The sequence below is a fragment of the Marinobacter pelagius genome (assembly GCF_900114925.1).
GTDB lineage: Bacteria > Pseudomonadota > Gammaproteobacteria > Pseudomonadales > Oleiphilaceae > Marinobacter > Marinobacter pelagius.
The window spans coordinates 277355-295905 of sequence record NZ_FOUR01000004.1; the positions used below are offsets into that span (position 1 = coordinate 277355).

At 60.0% G+C, this 18551-nt stretch carries 20 protein-coding genes; 7 read left to right on the plus strand and 13 right to left on the minus strand.

The features are described 5' to 3' along the window. Positions 1-16 precede the first annotated feature (16 nt). The 7 genes from rsxA to nth are packed head-to-tail and all read left to right on the plus strand — an operon-like array spanning position 17 to position 6124. Positions 17-598, plus strand: coding sequence for an electron transport complex subunit RsxA (gene rsxA / locus BM254_RS10730; protein WP_092002993.1), 582 nt, complete (start codon positions 17-19; stop codon positions 596-598). 16 nt (positions 599-614) lie between these two features. Continuing rightward, a complete protein-coding gene (rsxB, locus tag BM254_RS10735) occupies positions 615-1193 on the plus strand; it encodes an electron transport complex subunit RsxB (protein WP_092002996.1) in 579 nt (192 codons plus the stop codon). After that, on the plus strand, positions 1193-3025 hold the full coding sequence (gene rsxC, locus BM254_RS10740) for an electron transport complex subunit RsxC (protein ID WP_092002999.1): 1833 nt from the start codon (positions 1193-1195) through the stop codon (positions 3023-3025). The genes rsxB and rsxC overlap by 1 nt, the downstream gene beginning before the upstream one ends. Before the next feature lie 21 nt (positions 3026-3046). After that, positions 3047-4099: an electron transport complex subunit RsxD gene (rsxD, locus tag BM254_RS10745; protein WP_092003001.1), complete on the plus strand. Its 1053-nt coding sequence runs from the start codon at positions 3047-3049 to the stop codon at positions 4097-4099. A 3-nt stretch (positions 4100-4102) separates the two neighbouring features. Then, positions 4103-4738: an electron transport complex subunit RsxG gene (gene rsxG, locus BM254_RS10750; RefSeq protein WP_092003004.1), complete on the plus strand. Its 636-nt coding sequence runs from the start codon at positions 4103-4105 to the stop codon at positions 4736-4738. Positions 4739-4740: 2 nt separating this feature from the next. Then, complete coding sequence (locus BM254_RS10755) at positions 4741-5457, plus strand: electron transport complex subunit E (protein ID WP_092003006.1); 717 nt, start codon at positions 4741-4743, stop codon at positions 5455-5457. Between the two features lie 28 nt (positions 5458-5485). Further along, positions 5486-6124: an endonuclease III gene (nth, locus tag BM254_RS10760; protein WP_092003009.1), complete on the plus strand. Its 639-nt coding sequence runs from the start codon at positions 5486-5488 to the stop codon at positions 6122-6124. A gap of 79 nt (positions 6125-6203) precedes the next feature. Here nth and BM254_RS10765 read toward each other — a convergent pair whose 3' ends face one another. The 13 genes from BM254_RS10765 to BM254_RS10825 form a co-directional block, all read right to left on the minus strand. Then, positions 6204-6779, minus strand: a complete 576-nt coding sequence (locus BM254_RS10765) for a chalcone isomerase family protein (protein ID WP_092003012.1) — start codon at positions 6777-6779, stop codon at positions 6204-6206. 200 nt (positions 6780-6979) lie between these two features. Further along, complete coding sequence (rpoS, locus tag BM254_RS10770; RefSeq protein WP_092003015.1) at positions 6980-7969, minus strand: RNA polymerase sigma factor RpoS; 990 nt, start codon at positions 7967-7969, stop codon at positions 6980-6982. Between the two features lie 206 nt (positions 7970-8175). Further along, entirely contained in the window at positions 8176-8967 is a 792-nt protein-coding gene (locus tag BM254_RS10775; RefSeq protein WP_175497254.1) for a peptidoglycan DD-metalloendopeptidase family protein, read from the minus strand. 205 nt (positions 8968-9172) lie between these two features. Beyond that, positions 9173-10108, minus strand: coding sequence for a polyprenyl-phosphate transporter (locus tag BM254_RS10780; RefSeq protein ID WP_483869255.1), 936 nt, complete (start codon positions 10106-10108; stop codon positions 9173-9175). Positions 10109-10173: 65 nt separating this feature from the next. Next, positions 10174-10830 (minus strand): protein-L-isoaspartate(D-aspartate) O-methyltransferase, encoded by a 657-nt coding sequence (locus BM254_RS10785; RefSeq protein WP_092003021.1) that lies wholly within the window; start codon positions 10828-10830, stop codon positions 10174-10176. Next, the gene (gene surE / locus BM254_RS10790; RefSeq protein WP_092003024.1) at positions 10827-11597 is read right to left on the minus strand and encodes a 5'/3'-nucleotidase SurE; all 771 of its coding nucleotides are present in this window, start codon (positions 11595-11597) and stop codon (positions 10827-10829) included. Before surE ends, BM254_RS10785 begins: the two co-directional genes overlap by 4 nt. Before the next feature lie 21 nt (positions 11598-11618). Continuing rightward, entirely contained in the window at positions 11619-12671 is a 1053-nt protein-coding gene (gene truD, locus BM254_RS10795) for a tRNA pseudouridine(13) synthase TruD (protein WP_092003027.1), read from the minus strand. After that, complete coding sequence (gene ispF / locus BM254_RS10800) at positions 12668-13147, minus strand: 2-C-methyl-D-erythritol 2,4-cyclodiphosphate synthase (RefSeq protein WP_092003030.1); 480 nt, start codon at positions 13145-13147, stop codon at positions 12668-12670. The genes truD and ispF overlap by 4 nt, the downstream gene beginning before the upstream one ends. Before the next feature lie 42 nt (positions 13148-13189). Continuing rightward, the gene (gene ispD / locus BM254_RS10805; protein ID WP_092003032.1) at positions 13190-13891 is read right to left on the minus strand and encodes a 2-C-methyl-D-erythritol 4-phosphate cytidylyltransferase; all 702 of its coding nucleotides are present in this window, start codon (positions 13889-13891) and stop codon (positions 13190-13192) included. 143 nt (positions 13892-14034) lie between these two features. Further along, a complete protein-coding gene (locus BM254_RS10810; RefSeq protein ID WP_092003036.1) occupies positions 14035-14307 on the minus strand; it encodes a septum formation initiator family protein in 273 nt (90 codons plus the stop codon). Between the two features lie 200 nt (positions 14308-14507). Then, positions 14508-15803 (minus strand): phosphopyruvate hydratase, encoded by a 1296-nt coding sequence (eno, locus tag BM254_RS10815; protein WP_092003039.1) that lies wholly within the window; start codon positions 15801-15803, stop codon positions 14508-14510. A gap of 207 nt (positions 15804-16010) precedes the next feature. After that, complete coding sequence (gene kdsA, locus BM254_RS10820; RefSeq protein WP_092003044.1) at positions 16011-16856, minus strand: 3-deoxy-8-phosphooctulonate synthase; 846 nt, start codon at positions 16854-16856, stop codon at positions 16011-16013. 2 nt (positions 16857-16858) lie between these two features. Next, positions 16859-18487 (minus strand): CTP synthase, encoded by a 1629-nt coding sequence (locus tag BM254_RS10825; RefSeq protein ID WP_092003047.1) that lies wholly within the window; start codon positions 18485-18487, stop codon positions 16859-16861. Positions 18488-18551 lie beyond the last annotated feature (64 nt).

The following is an 18551-nucleotide window of genomic DNA, read 5'->3' on the forward strand; positions in this document are numbered from 1 at the left end:
AGGAAGAGCAGCTCCGATGACAGAGTATTTGCTGATACTGGTCAGCACCATACTGGTGAACAACTTTGTGTTGGTTCAGTTTCTGGGACTGTGCCCGTTCATGGGTGTGTCCGGGAAACTGGAGACCGCCATGGGTATGTCCCTGGCCACCACGTTTGTGCTGACCCTGTCATCGGTCTGTAGCTACCTCGCCTACACCTACCTTCTGGCGCCGCTGGACCTGGCGTTCCTGAAGACCATCACCTTCATCCTGGTGATTGCGGTGGTGGTCCAGTTCACTGAAATGGTGGTTCGCAAGACCAGCCCGCTGCTCTACCGGGTTCTGGGCATTTTCCTGCCCCTGATCACCACCAACTGCGCTGTTCTCGGCGTGGCACTTCTTAACCTTAATAAAAACAACAACTTCGTTGAGTCTGTCCTGTACGGTTTCGGTGCAGCGGCCGGTTTCTCCATGGTGCTGGTGCTGTTTGCCGCCATGCGCGAGCGTATCGCGGTGGCGGATGTTCCGGTTGCCTTCCGGGGTGCCGCCATTGGTATGGTAACCGCAGGACTGATGTCGCTGGCATTCCTGGGCTTTACCGGCCTGGTCACTGTCTGACGGAGCGTTTGTTGTTATGTGGACAGGCATTCTGATCGCCGTTGTTGTGCTGTTGGCCCTGGCCGTGGTGTTTGGCGGCCTGCTGGGCTTTGCCTCCGAACGGTTCAAGGTTGAGGGCAATCCTCTGGTGGACCAGATCGATGCTCTGCTGCCACAGACCCAGTGCGGCCAGTGTGGCTATCCCGGCTGCCGCCCTTACGCCGAAGCCATCGCCCAGGGCGAAGCCATCAACAAGTGCCCACCCGGCGGCGAAGCCACCATCAAGGCGCTCGCCGATCTGCTGGATGTCGAACCCCAGCCGCTGGATGCGGAGCACGGTGTCGAACAAGCCCGACGCGTGGCGGTCATCCGTGAGGATGAATGTATCGGCTGCACCAAGTGCATCCAGGCCTGTCCGGTTGACGCTATCCTCGGCGCGGCGAAGCACATGCATACCGTTATCGAAAGCGAATGCACCGGCTGTGATCTCTGCGTCGAGCCCTGCCCGGTTGACTGCATCGACATGGTGACCATCGAGCCGGACATCCGCACCTGGACGTGGACGCCACCGCGTTCTGGCATCATTGCCACCGACCGCCAGGGAGCCAGTGCCTGATGACTCAATTGTGGGATTTCACCGGCGGCATCCACCCGGCCGAGAACAAGCAACAGTCCACGGCCCGACCGATCCGGACAGCCGGGTTGCCCGAGCGGCTGGTCCTGCCACTGCAGCAGCACATCGGTGACCCGGCAGAGCCGCTGGTGCAAGTCGGCGAACGGGTACTGAAGGGACAGAAGATCGCCGATGTTACCGTTGGCATGGGCGTGCCGGTCCACGCCCCCACCTCCGGCGTGATCGAGAGTATTGCAGAAATGCCGGTGCCGCATCCTTCGGGCCTCAATGACTGGTGTATCACCCTGAAGCCTGATGGTGAGGACCAGTGGCGGGAACGGCATCCGGTGTCGGATTACCGCAGCCTGGACCGGGAGGCCGTACTGGGAATCATCCATGAGGCTGGCATTTCCGGCATGGGCGGTGCCGGTTTCCCCACCGACATCAAGCTTCGCCCACCCAAGGACCGCAAGGTGGACACCCTGATCCTCAACGGTGCCGAGTGCGAGCCCTACATCACCGCCGATGACATGACCATGCGGGAGAAAGCCGCCGAGGTGGTTGCCGGCCTGAAGGTCATGGCCTGGATCCTGCGGCCGGAGCGCTGCGTGATCGGTATCGAGGACAACAAGCCTCAGGCCATCGAGGCCATGCAAAAGGCCTGCGAAGGCACACAGATCGAGATTGCCGTCATCCCGACCAAGTATCCGTCCGGCGGCGAAAAACAACTGATCCGGGTCCTGACCGGCCAGGAAGTTCCGAGCGCCGGGATCCCGGCCGATATTGGCGTCATGTGCCAGAACATCGGCACCGCCGTTGCGGTCTCCCGGGCGGTCTTTGAAGACAGCCCACTGATTTCCCGGATCGTAACCATTACCGGTGAGGCAGTCCGTGAACCCGGCAATTTCGAGGTGCTGATCGGCACACCGATCGATTACCTGCTGGAACAGGCGGGCCTCGAATCGCCGAAGGTTAACCGCCTGGTACTCGGGGGCCCCATGATGGGCTACACCCTGACCACCACCGCAGTTCCGGTGACCAAGACCACCAACTGTGTGATCGCCGCCACCGAGGCCGAATTGCCGGCGCCACCACCCGAACAGCCCTGCATCCGCTGCGGCCAATGTGCCGAAGTGTGCCCCATGGAGCTGCTGCCCCAACAACTGTTCTGGTATTCGAAATCCGGCGAATTCGAGAAGGCGGAACACCTGAACCTGTTCGATTGCATCGAATGCGGCGCCTGCTCCTACGTTTGCCCCAGCTCCATTCCCCTGGTGCAGTATTACCGCTACGCCAAGGGCGAAATCCGAGTCCAGCGGGCCGAACAGATCAAGGCCGACCGCGCCCGGGAGCGTTTCGAGGCGCGGAAGGCTCGCCTGGAGCGGGAGCAACAGGAGAAGGAGCAGCGGCGCAAAGAGCGTGCGAAAGCCGCTGCCGAAGCCCAGGCGAAGAAGCAGGCGGAGGCTGAAAAAGCCGCCGAGGCCGGAGAGGCGGTTGACGAACGCGCCGCCAAGGCCGCGCTGGTCCAGCAGGCACTGGAACGCAAGAAGGCAAAAACAGCCACCAAGGCGAGTCAGCCCGCCAGTGCGGAGGCGACTGCCAGCGAGGACAAACCCGACATCGAAGCGCTGGAAAAACAGCTTGAGCAGGCCAAATCCAAACTGGATAACATGCAGGGCATGTTGGATGACGCCAAGGCCCAGCAGGCGGACAACGTCGACAAGCTTGAACGCGCCGTGGCCAAGAACCACGACCGCGTGCAGCGCGCCGAACAGGCCCTGGCAGACGCCCGCAAGGCCCTGGCCAGCACCACCGAATCCCAGACATCCGATTAACCGAGCCCAGGCCCGATCTCAATGGCACTTGTTCAGCAGTCATCACCCCACGCTCACAACGCCCGACCGACGTCGCGGGTCATGCTCTGGGTCATCATCGCGGCGCTGCCCGGGTTAGTCGCCCAGACCGTCTTCTTCGGCTGGGGCAACCTGATCAATGTGGTCTGGTGCATTGCGGTCGCCCTGGCCTCCGAGGCGGCTTTCCTGAAACTGCGCGGCAAGCCCGTGGCATTTTTCCTGAAGGACAATACCGCGGCCGTCACCGGTTTGTTACTGGGTCTCTCCCTGCCCCAGTTTGCGCCCTGGTGGGTGTCCGCCATTGCCGTCATCACCGCCATCATCATAGCCAAGCAACTTTATGGCGGCCTCGGCTCCAACCCCTTCAATCCTGCCATGGTCGGCTACGCGCTGGTGCTGATTTCATTCCCGGTTGCCATGACCACCAACTGGGCCGAGGCGGCGATGCTGTTCCAGGGTGCGCCCGGAGTCGGTGAAACCCTGGCCCGGATCTTCTCGGCCTCCCAGACGGCCGTGGATGGCTGGACCATGGCCACGCCGCTGGGCGAATACAAGCACAAGATTGCTTCCCATACGGCCACCGAGGTTCTGACCCACCCTACATTTGGTGAAGGCATCGCGCGGGGCTGGGAATGGGTTAATGCAGCCTTCCTGGCCGGCGGCCTGGTGCTGGTATTCCTGCGCATCATTACCTGGCATATTCCCGCTGGCTTCCTCGGTGCCCTGATTGTCATGAGCCTGGCCTTCGGCGCCAATGCCGACCAGTATGCGCCTCTGTCCCTGCACCTGCTGGCCGGCGGCACCATGCTGGGCGCCTTCTTTATTGCAACGGATCCAGTCTCGGCGGCAACCAGTCACCACGGCAAGCTGATCTATGGTGCCGGCATCGGGGTGCTGATCTACGTCATCCGTTCCTGGGGGAACTACCCGGATGCAGTGGCATTCAGCGTTCTGCTGATGAATTTTGCCGTGCCTTTTATCGATTACTACACGCCACCGCGTGCCTATGGCCACCACAAGGCCCGCCGCGGTTTGCCTGGCAAGAATCAGGGGTAAGACATGGCTGCACTGGCACAATCCATTCGACGCAGCGCCATCGGCCTGGGCCTCTTTGCCATCATCACCGGCGGCTCCATCGCCGTGACACAGGCCCTCACCGAAGAGCGCATCCAGGAAGAGGCGGCAAGGGCGGAAGCACGGGCCCTGTTTGAAATCATCCCGGAATCCCAGCATGACAACGATCTGCTGAACGATAGGGTTCAGCTGCCGGCCAGTGAGCGGCTTGCCACCCCAGGGCCGGTAACCGTCTGGGTCGCGCGGCAAGGCGGTGCCCCTACCGGCTTCATCATGCCGGCGGTGGCCCCAGACGGATACTCCGGCGACATCCGGCTGCTGGTCGGCATTGACCTTGAGGGCACGGTGCTTGGCGTACGGGTGGTGAGTCACCGGGAGACGCCGGGCCTCGGCGACCGCATCGAGACCAAGAAGTCTGACTGGATCTACAGTTTCGAGGGCCGATCCCTCGATAACCCCGAACCACGCAACTGGAACGTGAAGAAAAACGGCGGTGTGTTTGACCAGTTTACCGGTGCCACCATCACCCCCCGTGCGGTGGTCAAGGCGGTCCAGAAGTCTCTGGTATACTTCCGCCAGAATCGTAGGGAAATCCTGAACCGGCTTGAGGAGACGTCCTGATCATGGCAAGCAAGACCTCGGCAGAAATCATCCGTGACGGGCTCTGGAACAACAACCCGGCGCTGGTTCAGGTTCTGGGCTTGTGCCCCCTGCTGGCGGTAACCAGCACCGTGGTCAATGCCATCGGCCTTGGCCTGGCCACCCTGATGGTACTGATGGGCTCGAACCTGGCGGTATCGCTGATTCGCAATTTTGTAGGTGAGTCGGTCCGCTTACCGGCGTTTGTAATGATTATTGCCTCGTTCGTCACCTGTGCCGAGTTGCTGATGCAGGCCTTCACCTACGAGCTTTACCAGATTCTGGGCATATTCATTCCCCTGATTGTCACCAACTGCACGATCCTGGGCCGGGCAGACGCCTTTGCCTCCAAGAACAGCCCGGGGCCGGCAGTGCTGGATGGTGCCATGATGGGCCTGGGTTTCCTGGCGGTGCTGATTGTTCTGGGGGGAATGCGTGAGCTGATTGGCCAGGGCACCCTGTTTGCGGACATGAACCTGCTGTTGGGCCCCATGGCTGCCGACTGGGTGGTCCGCCCGTTTGAAGACTATCCTGACATGCTGTTCATGGTGCTGCCTCCCGGTGCTTTTGTCGGCCTGGGACTGCTGATTGCCCTGAAGAACGGCATCGACAGTCACCTGGAAGCCAGGCGCAAGGCCGCAGCGCCCGAACCCGCGACCAGTGGCAGCAAGCGTGTCCGCGTCACTGGCAATGTTTCCTGAACCCACACCAGAGCAGTATTGCTGACGGATGAACAAGCAGAAACGTATTGAAATCTTTACCCGGCTGCGGGATGCCAACCCCAACCCGACCACGGAGCTGAATTACTCGTCGCCGTTCGAGTTACTGATTGCCGTGATTCTCTCGGCCCAGGCTACCGACGTAGGCGTCAACAAGGCCACCGACAAGCTATTCCCGGTGGCCAACACTCCGGAGGCAATCCTGGCGCTGGGCGTGGACGGGCTCAAGGAATACATCAAGACCATTGGCCTGTTCAACAGCAAGGCCGAAAACGTCATCAAGACCTGCAGGATCCTGATCGAAAAGCATGGCGGCCGGGTCCCGGAGAAGCGTGAGGATCTCGAGGCCCTGCCTGGTGTCGGACGCAAGACCGCGAACGTGGTGCTTAACACCGCCTTCGGTCACATGGCTATGGCCGTGGATACCCATATTTTCCGGGTATCGAACCGCACCGGAATTGCCCCGGGGAAAAACGTCCTGGAAGTGGAAAAGCGCCTGTTGCGCCTGGTACCGAAGGAATTCCTCCTGGATGCCCACCACTGGCTCATCCTCCACGGCCGTTACACTTGTACAGCCCGCAAGCCCAAGTGTGGCGCCTGCATCATTGAGGATCTGTGCGAGTTCAAGGACAAGCGGGACTACCTCTGATCCCCTGTGTCAGAAACAAAAAAGCCGACGCTCCCTGGCGGGTACGTCGGCTTTTCAATGCCATTTCAGCGCCTGACAATCAGCGCTGACCCAGCATCCGCTCTTTCAGGTTTTCCTGGGCTGGTTTGTCGGACAGCCAGATTCCGAACAGTGCCTTCTTGAACGCCAGATCACCCACGGTATCCCGCACCTCGCCGTTCTTCAGGACCCGAACGCCCTCTCCCGGCAGGTAAACCAGATCAAACACATCGCCTTCCTTGATCTCTTCCTGGAATACGGCCATGAACTGGTCGACGTCATCCTGGACCGGTGCCATGTTGCCGTCGGTAGAGGCCTTGAAGCCCTCAAGAGTCGCCTCGGTCATACGCTCACTGGTGATCATCCCCGAGATGATGTGCAGGGTAATGGCCTGGGGCTCGTCGGCATTGATCACCGCTTCGCCGTCGCTGATGCTTTCCGGAACGTATAGACCACCCACATAGAGGTCCATGAACCACTTGGAGCGGGTACCGGCGCCATTGAGCTTCAGCTCGGTGCCCATGGCCTGGTAGGTATCGGGAACATCGACGCCTTCAACGGTCAGGGCCGAGGCAGGGGCTGATAACATTGCTGTGAGGATCAGGGATGCAAATCCTGATGAGAGAGCCTTCTTCATAGTCCTTTCCTTTTCCATCGTTATTATTCAATGCGTTTTCATTCGTCACCGGGGCTCGACACCCTATCCTGCCCGGTCAACGCATTCTAACAACGACCCCGGGCAGCAGAGCGCCACCTGGTTCTCATTTGCGAGGCATGAAAACAGAAAAGCCGGCCAAGGTCATTGGCCGGCTTTTCTCTTACTGGCGTCAGTGGAACTTATTGGAACAGCAAATTACCGGAGAGGCCCTCCTTCTCCAGGATTTCCCGCAGGCGGCGAAGCGCTTCCACCTGGATCTGACGAACCCGCTCCCGGGTCAGCCCGATCTCCTGACCGACTTCCTCCAGGGTACTCACCGGATAGCCGCGCAGACCAAAGCGGCGGGAAAGCACTTCCTGCTGCTTGTCGCTGAGCTGGTCAATCCACTTCTCGAGGCAGGAACACATGTTGTTGTCCTGCAGCAGGTCCGCGGGGTCCGAGGCACCCTCGTCTGCCACGGTATCCAGCAGGGACTTCTCACCTCCGGCACCGATCGGGGTGTCCATCGAGGCAACCCGCTCATTGAGACCCAACAGGCGCTTCACGTCTGACGCTGGCTTATCGACCATCTGGGCGATTTCTTCCGCAGAAGGCTCATGATCCAGCTTCTGGGTCAGCTCCCGGGCCGCCCGCAGGTACAGGTTGAGTTCCTTGACCACATGAATCGGCAGACGGATCGTCCGGGTCTGGTTCATGATGGCCCGTTCGATGGTCTGACGGATCCACCAGGTCGCATAGGTTGAGAACCGGAAGCCGCGCTCAGGATCGAACTTCTCGACCGCACGGATCAGGCCCAGGTTACCCTCTTCGATAAGGTCAAGCAGGGTAAGACCACGATTGACGTAGCGGCGGGCGATCTTGACCACCAGGCGCAGGTTGCTTTCAATCATGCGCTTGCGACCTGACTCCTCGCCTTTGCGGGCGAGACGGGCGAAGTAGACTTCCTCTTCCGGCGTCAGGAGGGGTGAAAAACCGATTTCGTTGAGATAGAGCTGGGTTGCGTCCAGCTGTTTCTGGCTGGTGAAGTACCGTCCCTGTGTGGAGATTTCCTCTTCATCGGCGCTGTCCGCCGACTCCTTTTCAACTTTGTCTTCTGCTAGCACCTGATCCTCGGAATCATCCAGATCCTCGACACGATCAACAATGATATCTTCTTGCTCTGCTGACATCTTTCTTGCCCCGCCTCTCAATAATCCTGTGGAAGGTCCGATACTTCTTCTTATCCCGGACTCTGCTTCATTCGTCTTCGTTTTATTCAGGACATTTGTTGTTTGGCCAAATCCGGCCGGATCATTCTTGTTGTTTTGTCGTACGCGGTTTCTGTCAGTGCCGGGCTTCAGGTTTGCAACAGCGATCCTGGCTGTATGCGTGAGGGCTAGCGGGGTGGCAGGTAATGGAGTGGATCGACGGGGTTGCCATTCTTCCGGATTTCAAAATGCAACATGGGTCGTTCCGCACCGCTGCTCCCGAGCTCTGCGATCACCTGTCCGGCGTTAACGTCCTCCCCTTCCTGCACCAGAATCTTCCGGTTGTGGGCGTAAGCACTCAAATAGTGCTCGTTGTGATTCACGATAATGAGGTTGCCGTAACCAAGCAACCCGTTACCGGCGTAGACCACATTTCCTCTGGCCGCCGCTTTCACAGCATCACCGGCTTTTCCGGCAATATCAATACCTTTATTGACTTTTCCGGATGTTGAATATCCTGCAATTACGGTGCCAGCGTGTGGCCAGCGCCAGCTGACACTGGCCACGGTCTGCGAGCGTTTGTCCAGGGATTCGTCCGCTGCTGCGGGCTTGGTCACCTTTGGTCTGGGGGCCGGTTTTGGCGCCGGAGGCGCAGTCCTGGACGGCGCAGCCGCAACTCTCTGCTTCTGACTATTCTGGCTGGAAGATGTGACAGTTCCGCGAAGGTCCAGGCGCAGGACCTGTCCGGGTTTGATGGTCCAGGGCGGTCCGATACCGTTGGCACTGCCGAGCTCCCGGTAGTCGCGGCCATATTGCCAGGCAATCCGGTAAAGGTTCTCGCCGGGCTTGACCACGTGCCGTCCCCAGTACACGGGCGGGTTATAGAGATCATCCTGGTAGATTGCCTGGGTGTTGCAGGCCGTGAGCGCAACCACGCCCAGTCCGACCAGGAGCATTTTCAGGAAACGAGGCTGGAGCATGGCACCTGAGTGGAACCGCGGGGAGGCCGACCGGGCGGCATTGACGAGCCCACGCAAAAATCTCACAGGAATAAAGCTGCCCCAGTTATGAAAAATCCGTCTAAAAAGACCAAAGGATCAATCCAGATTCTAAAGTTTTTATAGTAACTCGCTAATTTATTGCATATTTTCAGAGGCAATCCAAGTTACGTGCCGGTCGTCTTTGTTACCTTGGGGAACACTCATTCTGTGCGTCAGGTAACACTTTTCGATTCCCGACCCATTCGATTGCCAGCACCAACAGCAACCCGACCAGAGCCATCAACAGCGCCATGGGCACCTGGGGATCCTGCCCGGTCAGCTGTTCAAATGTCGCCGGAGCAATACTGACTTCGTTCAGAGGCACCTGCTCTCCCGAACTGTTGGTGCGCCAGCTGAGAACCTCCTTCCAGGGCCAGACCTTGTTCAGCGCCCCGATCATGAAACCGGTCAACACCGCCAACACCATGTCATGGAAGTGATGAAAGGCCCAGGTTATCAGCCGGGCGATCGACAACAGCCCGACCAGGCACCCGGCCATGAACAAAACCAGAACGCCCAGATCCGGTGCCTTGATAGCGGCCAGAACCGGCGCATACATACCAATAATCACCAGGATAAAGCTCCCGGAAATCCCCGGCAGGATCATGGCGCAGATCGCCAGGGCGCCGGAACCGAAAAATGCCAGGGCCGAAGGTGTAAGTTGCCCCCCGGACAGGGTGGTAATCCACCAGGCCACCGCGATGCCCGCGATCAACGGCGCCAACAAGGAAATCCGATAATGGCGTACCTGTCGGCCGACGTGCCAGACAGACGCCACGATCAGGCCAAAGAAAAAGCTCCAGATCAGGATCGGATAGTTGGCCAGGGCGAAGCTGATGGCCGAGGCCAGGGTTACAATACTCGACAGGATGCCCGCCAGCAGGCAGACCAGGAACGTACCGTCACAGGCAACCCAGAATGCCTGGAACCGCCCTTTGAGAAGGTCACGAAAAACAGCCACCGGAACGGCGTTGATGGCTTCCAGCAGGCGGAAATAGATGCCGGTGATGAATGCAATGGTGCCACCGGACACGCCCGGAACGATATCGGCTGCGCCCATGGCCATGCCGCGCAGGAATATGGCGGCTGGATGCTGGTCTCTCCGGACGTCGGGCGTGGCGTCATTCGATGCGTCACTGGACTTGCTCAACGGATCACTCCCCCGAGCAGGGGTACGAAATTCACGGGCTCCAGCTCCCGCCGCTCAAAATGCTCGCCACGGCGTACGACTTCCACCAACACCTGTTTCTCCTCTCCGACCGGGGCGATCAACACCCCGTTGTCTGCCAGCTGGGCCAGCAATTCTTTCGGCACGTCGCCCGGTGCCGCGGTCACGATGATGCCATCAAACGGTCCCCGGTCCGGCCAACCCATACCACCATCCGCATGCTTGAGCAGGACATTGCGTGCGCCCAGCTGTCGCAACCGGTCACGGGCACGATCCTGTAACGGCTTGATGCGCTCCACGCTGTACACTTCCTCGAACAGCCGCGACAGCACCGCGGTCTGATAGCCGGACCCGGTGCCCAGTTCCAGGATACGGGCCGGCCCGTGGTGATGCAGGACTTCTGTCATACGGGCGACAATGTAGGGCTGGGACAGGGTTTGCCCGTAGCCGATGGGAAGGGAGGTGTCCTCGTAGGCCCGATGGGCCAGGGCCTCATCCAGAAAGATATGACGGGGTACCTCACCAATGATCTCCAACACTCTGTCGGACTCGATCCCGGATTCGCGCAGCCGCTGAACCAGGCGCATCCGGGTACGTCGGGAGGTCATTCCAATTCCCTGGAGCTGTGCACTCATGACGACAGCCCTCCGTCGAAAGCCATCTCCTCAACCCACTCCCGCAGCGGCACCAGGGCCTCATGGCGGGTCATGTCTATGTGAACCGGCGTAATCGAGACATAGCCCTCACGGACGGCATGGAAATCCGTTCCGGGGCCGGCATCACCACCCTCTCCGGCGGCACCGATCCAGTATCGCTGCTTACCCCTCGGACAGGTCATGGGCACGGCCCCTTCGGCACGCTCCCGATGGCCGAGACGGGTGACACGAATACCAGCCAGCTGCTCCCAGGGCAGATCGGGAACGTTCACATTCAGGATCGAGCGGGGGCCAAGCTGGAGCGGACGGTCCTGCTCCAGCAGCATGCGGACAACCCGCGCGGCGGTCTCGTAATGGAAATGCCCGTCGTTCACCAGGGACACCGCAATCGCCGGCAATCCCAGGTGACGTCCCTCGGTAGCGGCAGCCACCGTGCCGGAATAGATGATGTCATCGCCCAGGTTGGCGTGGGTGTTGATCCCGGACACCACCCGATCGAAGGGTTCCTCGAACACACCGTTCACCGCCAGGTGCACGCAGTCGGTCGGCGTGCCGTCCACGGAATGGAAACCGTTGGGGTGCTCCTCCACGGTGAGAGGCCGGTTCAGGGTGAGTGCGTTACTCGCACCACTGTGGTCCCGGTCCGGGGCCACGACTTCAAGATCTCCCAGGCCCTGAAGCCCCTCATAGAGGGCCACAAGCCCCGGCGAATGCACACCATCATCATTCGATAACAGAATTCGCACAGTGTTCTCCGCTAGCACTTTTTATTCGTTATGACGGCCGAGGCTCATGTCCTCCAGCTCGAAACTATCGCCCAGCACGGTGGTGGCGTACTGACCGGGGGGCAAAACAAAACGGATTGCCAGGATATCGTCGCCTCGCCACTCCCAGTCCAGCTCCTGCGGCTTAACGACCAGTGGCCGGCGTTCCGGCTGCATCCGCGTGGCCGCGAACAACCGCTCAAGCTCCGGCCACTGCCCGACCACTTTCCGCTCCAGTGTTTCCTGACCATCGGTTGCGGTCGTTCCACCATCGCCCCACATCGGCCCAGTGGGCCCGGCAGCGCTCTCTGCCGGCTCTCCCGGCAGGCAGGTGGTCCAGCTACCATCCGATACCCGTGCGGCCAGCACCTCGTTGAACAACCAGGAGCGCGCCGCCGAAAAGTACAATACGTTTTTCGATCCGTCCCTGCCACCTCGGGAGCCACGTTTTGCGCGACCTGCCCGGCGATTCAGCTGCGAGGGATCCATCTTCAGGGCCCGGTCAAGGTTGCCACCATCACGGCCAAAGCGCTGCGGCCCGAAGTAATTGGGCGCGCCCTGCTCGCCCAGGCGATTCAATGCCTCGTCAATCTCCGCCTTCGAACCTTCGACGTTCCTCAGCACGATGGCAAACCGGTTAGCCGAATGCTCACCCCGCCGCAATTTCCGGGGTGCCCTACCCGACGCCAGCACGCGCCAGTTCCCGGCTACTTCCCGGATAAAATCGTCGTCTGAGGATTCCATACCCGGACGGTAGAGGCTGAACCACTGGGACGTCACCGCGTGGCGATCCTTCAGACCACAGAACCCCACATCAAAACCGCGACAACCGGCCATCTGTGCCAACTGCCTGGCCACAAACTCGGTGTTATCACCCGTCTTCTCGAGGCACAGGCAAAGGTGCTCACCTTCTCCGGGAATCAGATCAGCAACAGCCAGGACTTCCTCGACCCGGAAGTCCTCGGGAACACTCTTCAGCTGAGCCCTGGCGACCCGGTCATGGCCGGTTGGCCAGTCCAGGCGCCATTGGTGGCCTGTGGTGTTTTGATTACTCACGTATTCACCGGCTCAAGCAGACAGATTGCCTGACAGGCAATCCCCTCACCGCGCCCGGTAAAACCCAGCTTCTCCGTGGTGGTCGCCTTGACGCTCACCCGGTTCGCGGCAATCCCCAGATCCTCGGCAATGTTCAGGCGCATGGCGTCGACATGGGGTGCCATTTTCGGCGCCTGGGCAATGATCGTGCTGTCCACGTTCACCACCTCGTAGCCCTCGTCACGCACCCGGGCCATCACCCGGCGCAACAGATCCCGGCTGTCGGCGCCGGCCCACTCGTCACTGGTATCCGGAAACAGATGGCCGATATCCCCCAGGGCAACGGCCCCGAGCAGCGCATCCGCCAGGGCATGGAGCAACACATCCCCATCAGAATGCGCCTTCAGGCCCTGACTGTGGGGAATCTGGACACCACCAAGAATGACGGAATCACCTTCGCAAAAGGCATGGACATCAAAGCCCTGACCAATCCGCATGCTGTTCTCCGGAACGTTGAAAGGAATTTCGGGCGGAACCGGTTACAACCGGCTCAGGATAAAACCGGCCAGTGCCAGATCTGACGGAACCGTAATCTTGATATTATCAGGCCGCCCTTCCACCAGAACCGGCATGTTACCGGAAAATTCCATCGCAGAGGACTCATCCGTCACCCCATGCCCGGCATCCAGACACGCCTCCAGTGCCCGTGTCAGCGCCCCGAACCGAAACATCTGCGGCGTCAACGCCCGCCACAACCTGCTACGATCCACCGTCGCCTCCACCTCCGCCGGCTGTCCCTCCGCAGCCTGCTTCAGCGTATCCGCCACCGGAGCCGCCAACAGCCCGCCAACGGGGTGCCCGGAAAGGGTATCGATAAGGTTTGCCAGATCATCAGGATGGACACAGGGCCGGGCCGCATCATGCACCAGCACCCAATCGTTCTCATCGGCCTGCTCCTGCAACGCATGAAGCGCCGAAAGCACCGAATCGGCGCGTTCCTCACCACCGGTGCAGGTCTGGATACGGTCATCGTTGACGGCTTCGGTATCAGGCCACCAATGGTCCTGGGGGCTCAGGGGGACCATGCAGCCAGAAAAATCGGCATTATCGAGTAGGCGGGAAAGGGTAATATCGAGAATGAAACGGTTCGACAGCGTCAGGTACTGTTTCGGCACTTCTGACTTCATGCGCTTGCCAATGCCGGCAGCAGGAACAATCAACCAAAGTCTGGGGTAGGTCATAAGAGGTCTGCACGTGGTCTGGAGAGTGGCGGGGTAGTCCTTTCCAGGACTGTCTGTGGCCATGGATGGCCACAGTCAAGCGCACAGGGACGTGCTTGTAGCGTGTCCTGGAAAGGACTGCCCCGCCGCTCTGTGCTCCGCCCTTAGTTCTCAACAACCAGGAAGAAAGTCTCGTCCTCGCGAATCAACCCAAGGTTCATCCTGGCCCGCTCCTCCAACGCCCCCTGCTCACCGCGCAGGTTCCTCACCTCCGCATAGAGACGATCATTACGGGCCGCCAGATCGGCATTCTCCGCACGCTGCTCGGCAATCGACTGCTCCAGGGACCACACCTGCGCAAAGCTACCCTCCCCGACCCACAGGCGAACCTGCAGCAGGAGAATCAACACAACCATGATGGCCCAAAGCGTCTTCATTCCAATTCCGTCAGAGAAATAACCGTTCAAAAATTCAACACTGGCTAGTGAGTATAGACCTTAGAGTAGATTAACAACAAATTCTTCTAACTGATTGTACAAAAAGGCCATCGTGTCTGAATTTTCATTCAGGACGCGATGGCCTTAACATTTTGTTACCTACCGGCTGCCGCCGGCAAGCAATTTTTTACCGCCGGACCTCAGCCCTGACCCTTGATCTCGCTCAGGCCACGGTAAGGCGCCTTGCCATCCAGCGCTTCTTCAATGCGCAGCAGCTGGTTGTACTTGGCAACCCGGTCAGAACGGCACAGGGAACCGGTCTTGATCTGGCCCGCACGGGTGGCAACCGCCAGATCCGCAATGGTGGTGTCTTCAGTCTCACCGGAACGATGGGAAATGACCGCGGTGTAACCCGCATCCTGGGCCATCTTGATGGCATCCAGGGTCTCGGTCAGGCTACCGATCTGGTTGAACTTGATCAGGATCGAGTTTCCAACACCCTTCTCGATGCCCTGCTTCAGGATTTTGGTGTTGGTCACAAACAGATCATCGCCCACCAGTTGAACCTTGCTACCCAACTTGTCGGTCAGCACTTTCCAGCCGTCCCAGTCGCTCTCGTCCATGCCGTCTTCGATGGAAACGATGGGATAACGCTCGCACAGACCGGCCAGGTAATCGGCGAATCCTTCAGAGTCGAAGCTCTTACCTTCGCCGGAAAGCTGGTACTGACCATCCTTGTAGAACTCGGAAGAGGCGCAGTCCAGAGCCAGGGTGACGTCTTTGCCCAGCTCGTAGCCAGCCTTCTCAACCGCTTCCTTGATGGCAGCCAGCGCCGCCTCGTTGGACGGTAGGTTCGGGGCAAAGCCACCCTCGTCACCCACTGCGGTGTTCAGGCCCTGGGCCTTCAGGACCTTCTTCAGGCTATGGAAAATCTCGGCGCCCACACGCAGGGCTTCAGCGAAGCTCTTGGTGGCAACCGGCTGAACCATGAACTCCTGGATGTCGACGTTGTTGTCCGCGTGCTCACCACCGTTGAGGATATTCATCATCGGAACCGGCATGGAGAACTTGCCGGAAGTGCCATTCACGTCGGCAATATGCTCGTACAGCGGCTTGCCGAGGGAGGCGGCAGCAGCTTTGGCGGCCGCCAGAGACACCGCCAAGATGGCGTTGGCACCCAGATTGGCCTTATTCTCGGTGCCGTCCAGATCAATCATGACCTTGTCCAGACTGCGCTGGTCGGCGGCATCTTTGCCAATCAGGGCTGAACGGATTTTGGAGTTCACCGCATCAACGGCCTTGAGCACGCCCTTGCCAAGGTAGCGAGAGGCGTCGCCGTCACGCAGCTCCAGCGCCTCGCGGGAGCCGGTGGAGGCGCCAGACGGCGCACAGGCGGTACCGATGGTGCCGTCTTCCAGTATGACGTCGGCTTCTACCGTCGGGTTACCGCGGGAGTCGAGGACTTCACGGCCTTTGATGTTTGCAATCTTGGTCATTCCAGTGAATCTCCGTTTGTTCAATATCTGAAAGGTTATCGCAAGTTGTCAGATCGAGAGCAGGCGGGGGATGGCTATATGAAACTGTGCGGAGCCAGGGATGGCGGAGCCCAAGCGTCACATGGACGTGCCGCAAGGAGCGTGTTTCATATAGCCATCCCCCGCCTGCTCGGTCCCCCCAAGCAAGACAAAAACGAACACCGCCAATCAGGCGGTGTCGATAGGTTTAAAACTTTTCACCAGGTCATCCACGGCTTTGACCCGCGCCAGGAACGGCTCCAGCTGGCTGAGCCGCAAGGCGCAGGGGCCATCACACTTGGCCTGATCGGGGTCCGGATGCGCCTCCAGGAATAAACCGGCCAGGCCCTGGGACATACCCGCCAGTGCCAGATCCGTCACCTGGGCACGTCGGCCACCGGCCGAATCGGCGCGGCCGCCCGGCATCTGCAGGGAATGGGTCACGTCGAACATCACGGGCACATTCATGGCTTTCATGATGCCGAAGCCGAGCATGTCCACCACCAGGTTGTTGTACCCGAAGCTGCTGCCCCGCTCGCACAGGATCACCTTGTCGTTGCCGGCCTCCTGGCACTTGGTGATGATGTGCTTCATCTCCTGGGGGGCAAGGAACTGGGCCTTCTTGACGTTGATCACCGCACCGGTCTCGGCCATGGCCACCACCAGATCGGTCTGGCGACTCAGGAATGCCGGCAGCTGGATGATATCGCACACTTCCGCAGCCGGGGCCGCCTGGGCAGGCTCGTGAACATCGGAAATAATCGGGACGCCAAACTTGCTCTTGATGTCCGCCAGGATCTGCAACCCCTTCTCAAGACCGGGGCCACGGAACGAGTGCACGGACGAGCGGTTGGCCTTGTCGAAAGAGGCCTTGAACACGTACGGGATGCCGAGGCGACCACAGACATCCACGTACTTTTCAGCCACCTCGAAGGCCAGCCCCCGGGACTCGAGCACGTTCATCCCGCCGAACAGCACGAACGGCTTGTCGTTGGCGACTTCGATGCCCGAGACGTTTACCGTGCTCTGCGCCATACTCAGGACTCCTTCTTGTGCGCCAGAGCCGCTTCAATAAAGCCCTTGAACAGCGGATGGCCGTCCCGGGGCGTGGAGGTGAATTCCGGGTGGAACTGGCAGGCCACGAACCACGGGTGATCCGGCGCTTCCACCACTTCCACCAGCTTGCCGTCGCTGGAGCGGCCGGAGACCTGCAAGCCCGCACCTTCCAGCGCCGGCAGGAAATGGTTGTTCACCTCGTAACGGTGGCGATGGCGCTCACGGATGGTCTTCTTGCCGTAGCAGTTAATAATGGTGGAGCCCTCGGTCAGGACGCAGTCCTGGGCACCCAGGCGCATGGTGCCGCCCAGATCTGATTCCTCGGTGCGCTCTTCGCGCTCACCGGTGGCATCCAGCCATTCGGTAATAAGACCAACCACCGGCTCCGGAGTATGGGTACGGAATTCGGTACTGTGGGCATCCTTCAGGCCGGCAACGTTGCGGGCGTATTCAATCACGGCGACCTGCATGCCGAGGCAGATACCCAGGTAGGGAACCTTGTTCTCACGGGCATACTGTACGGTGCGGATCTTGCCTTCAACACCACGCTCGCCGAAGCCACCGGGCACCAGGATCGCATCGGCGGATTCCAGCACTCGAGTGCCGTCCCGCTCGATGTCTTCGGAATCGATGTAGTTGATGTTTACCTTGGTGCGCGTCTTGATGCCCGCGTGCAGCAGGGACTCGATCAGCGACTTGTAGGCATCCAGCAGCTCCATGTACTTGCCAACCATGGCAATGGTCACTTCCTGCTCCGGATGCATCAGTGCTTCGACTACACTGTCCCACTCGCTCAGATCTGCGGCCCGCGCATCCAGACCGAAACGCTCGATCACCAGCTGGTCCAGGCCATGCTCGTGCAGCATGCGCGGAATGGCATAGATGGACTTGGCGTCCTGGAGCGGAATGACCGCGCGCTCTTCCACGTTGGTGAACAATGCAATCTTGCGACGGGAGCTGGCATCGACCTCATGCTCGGAACGGCACAGCAGGATGTCCGGCTGCAGACCGATGGAGCGCATTTCCTTGACGGAGTGCTGGGTCGGCTTGGTCTTGATCTCGCCGGCAGTGGCGATATACGGAACCAGAGTCAGGTGCATGAACAAGGCGCGCTGGGGACCCACCTCAACCTTCAGCTGACGGCAGGCTTCCAGGAACGGCAGGGATTCGATGTCACCCACAGTGCCACCGATCTCGATCAGTGCCACATCCACGCCGGCGGCGCCTTCCACCACCCGACGCTTGATCTCGTCGGTGATGTGCGGGATGACCTGCACGGTACCGCCCAGGTAGTCGCCACGGCGTTCCTTGCGGATCACTTCCTCGTAGACGCGACCGGTGGTGAAGTTGTTACGGCGGCTCATCCGGGTACGGATGAAGCGCTCGTAGTGGCCAAGGTCCAGATCGGTTTCCGCGCCATCTTCGGTGACAAAAACCTCACCGTGCTGGAACGGGCTCATGGTGCCGGGGTCTACGTTGATGTAGGGGTCCAGCTTGAGAATGGTGACCTTCAGGCCGCGTGCCTCGAGGATGGCTGCCAGAGAGGCAGACGCAATACCTTTCCCCAAGGAGGACACGACACCGCCGGTGACGAAAATATAACGCGTCATGCAGATTCCGTGATTATCTGGTTCGGTGAAGGAGGGAGATTGTTCATCTCAAGATGGGACGCCA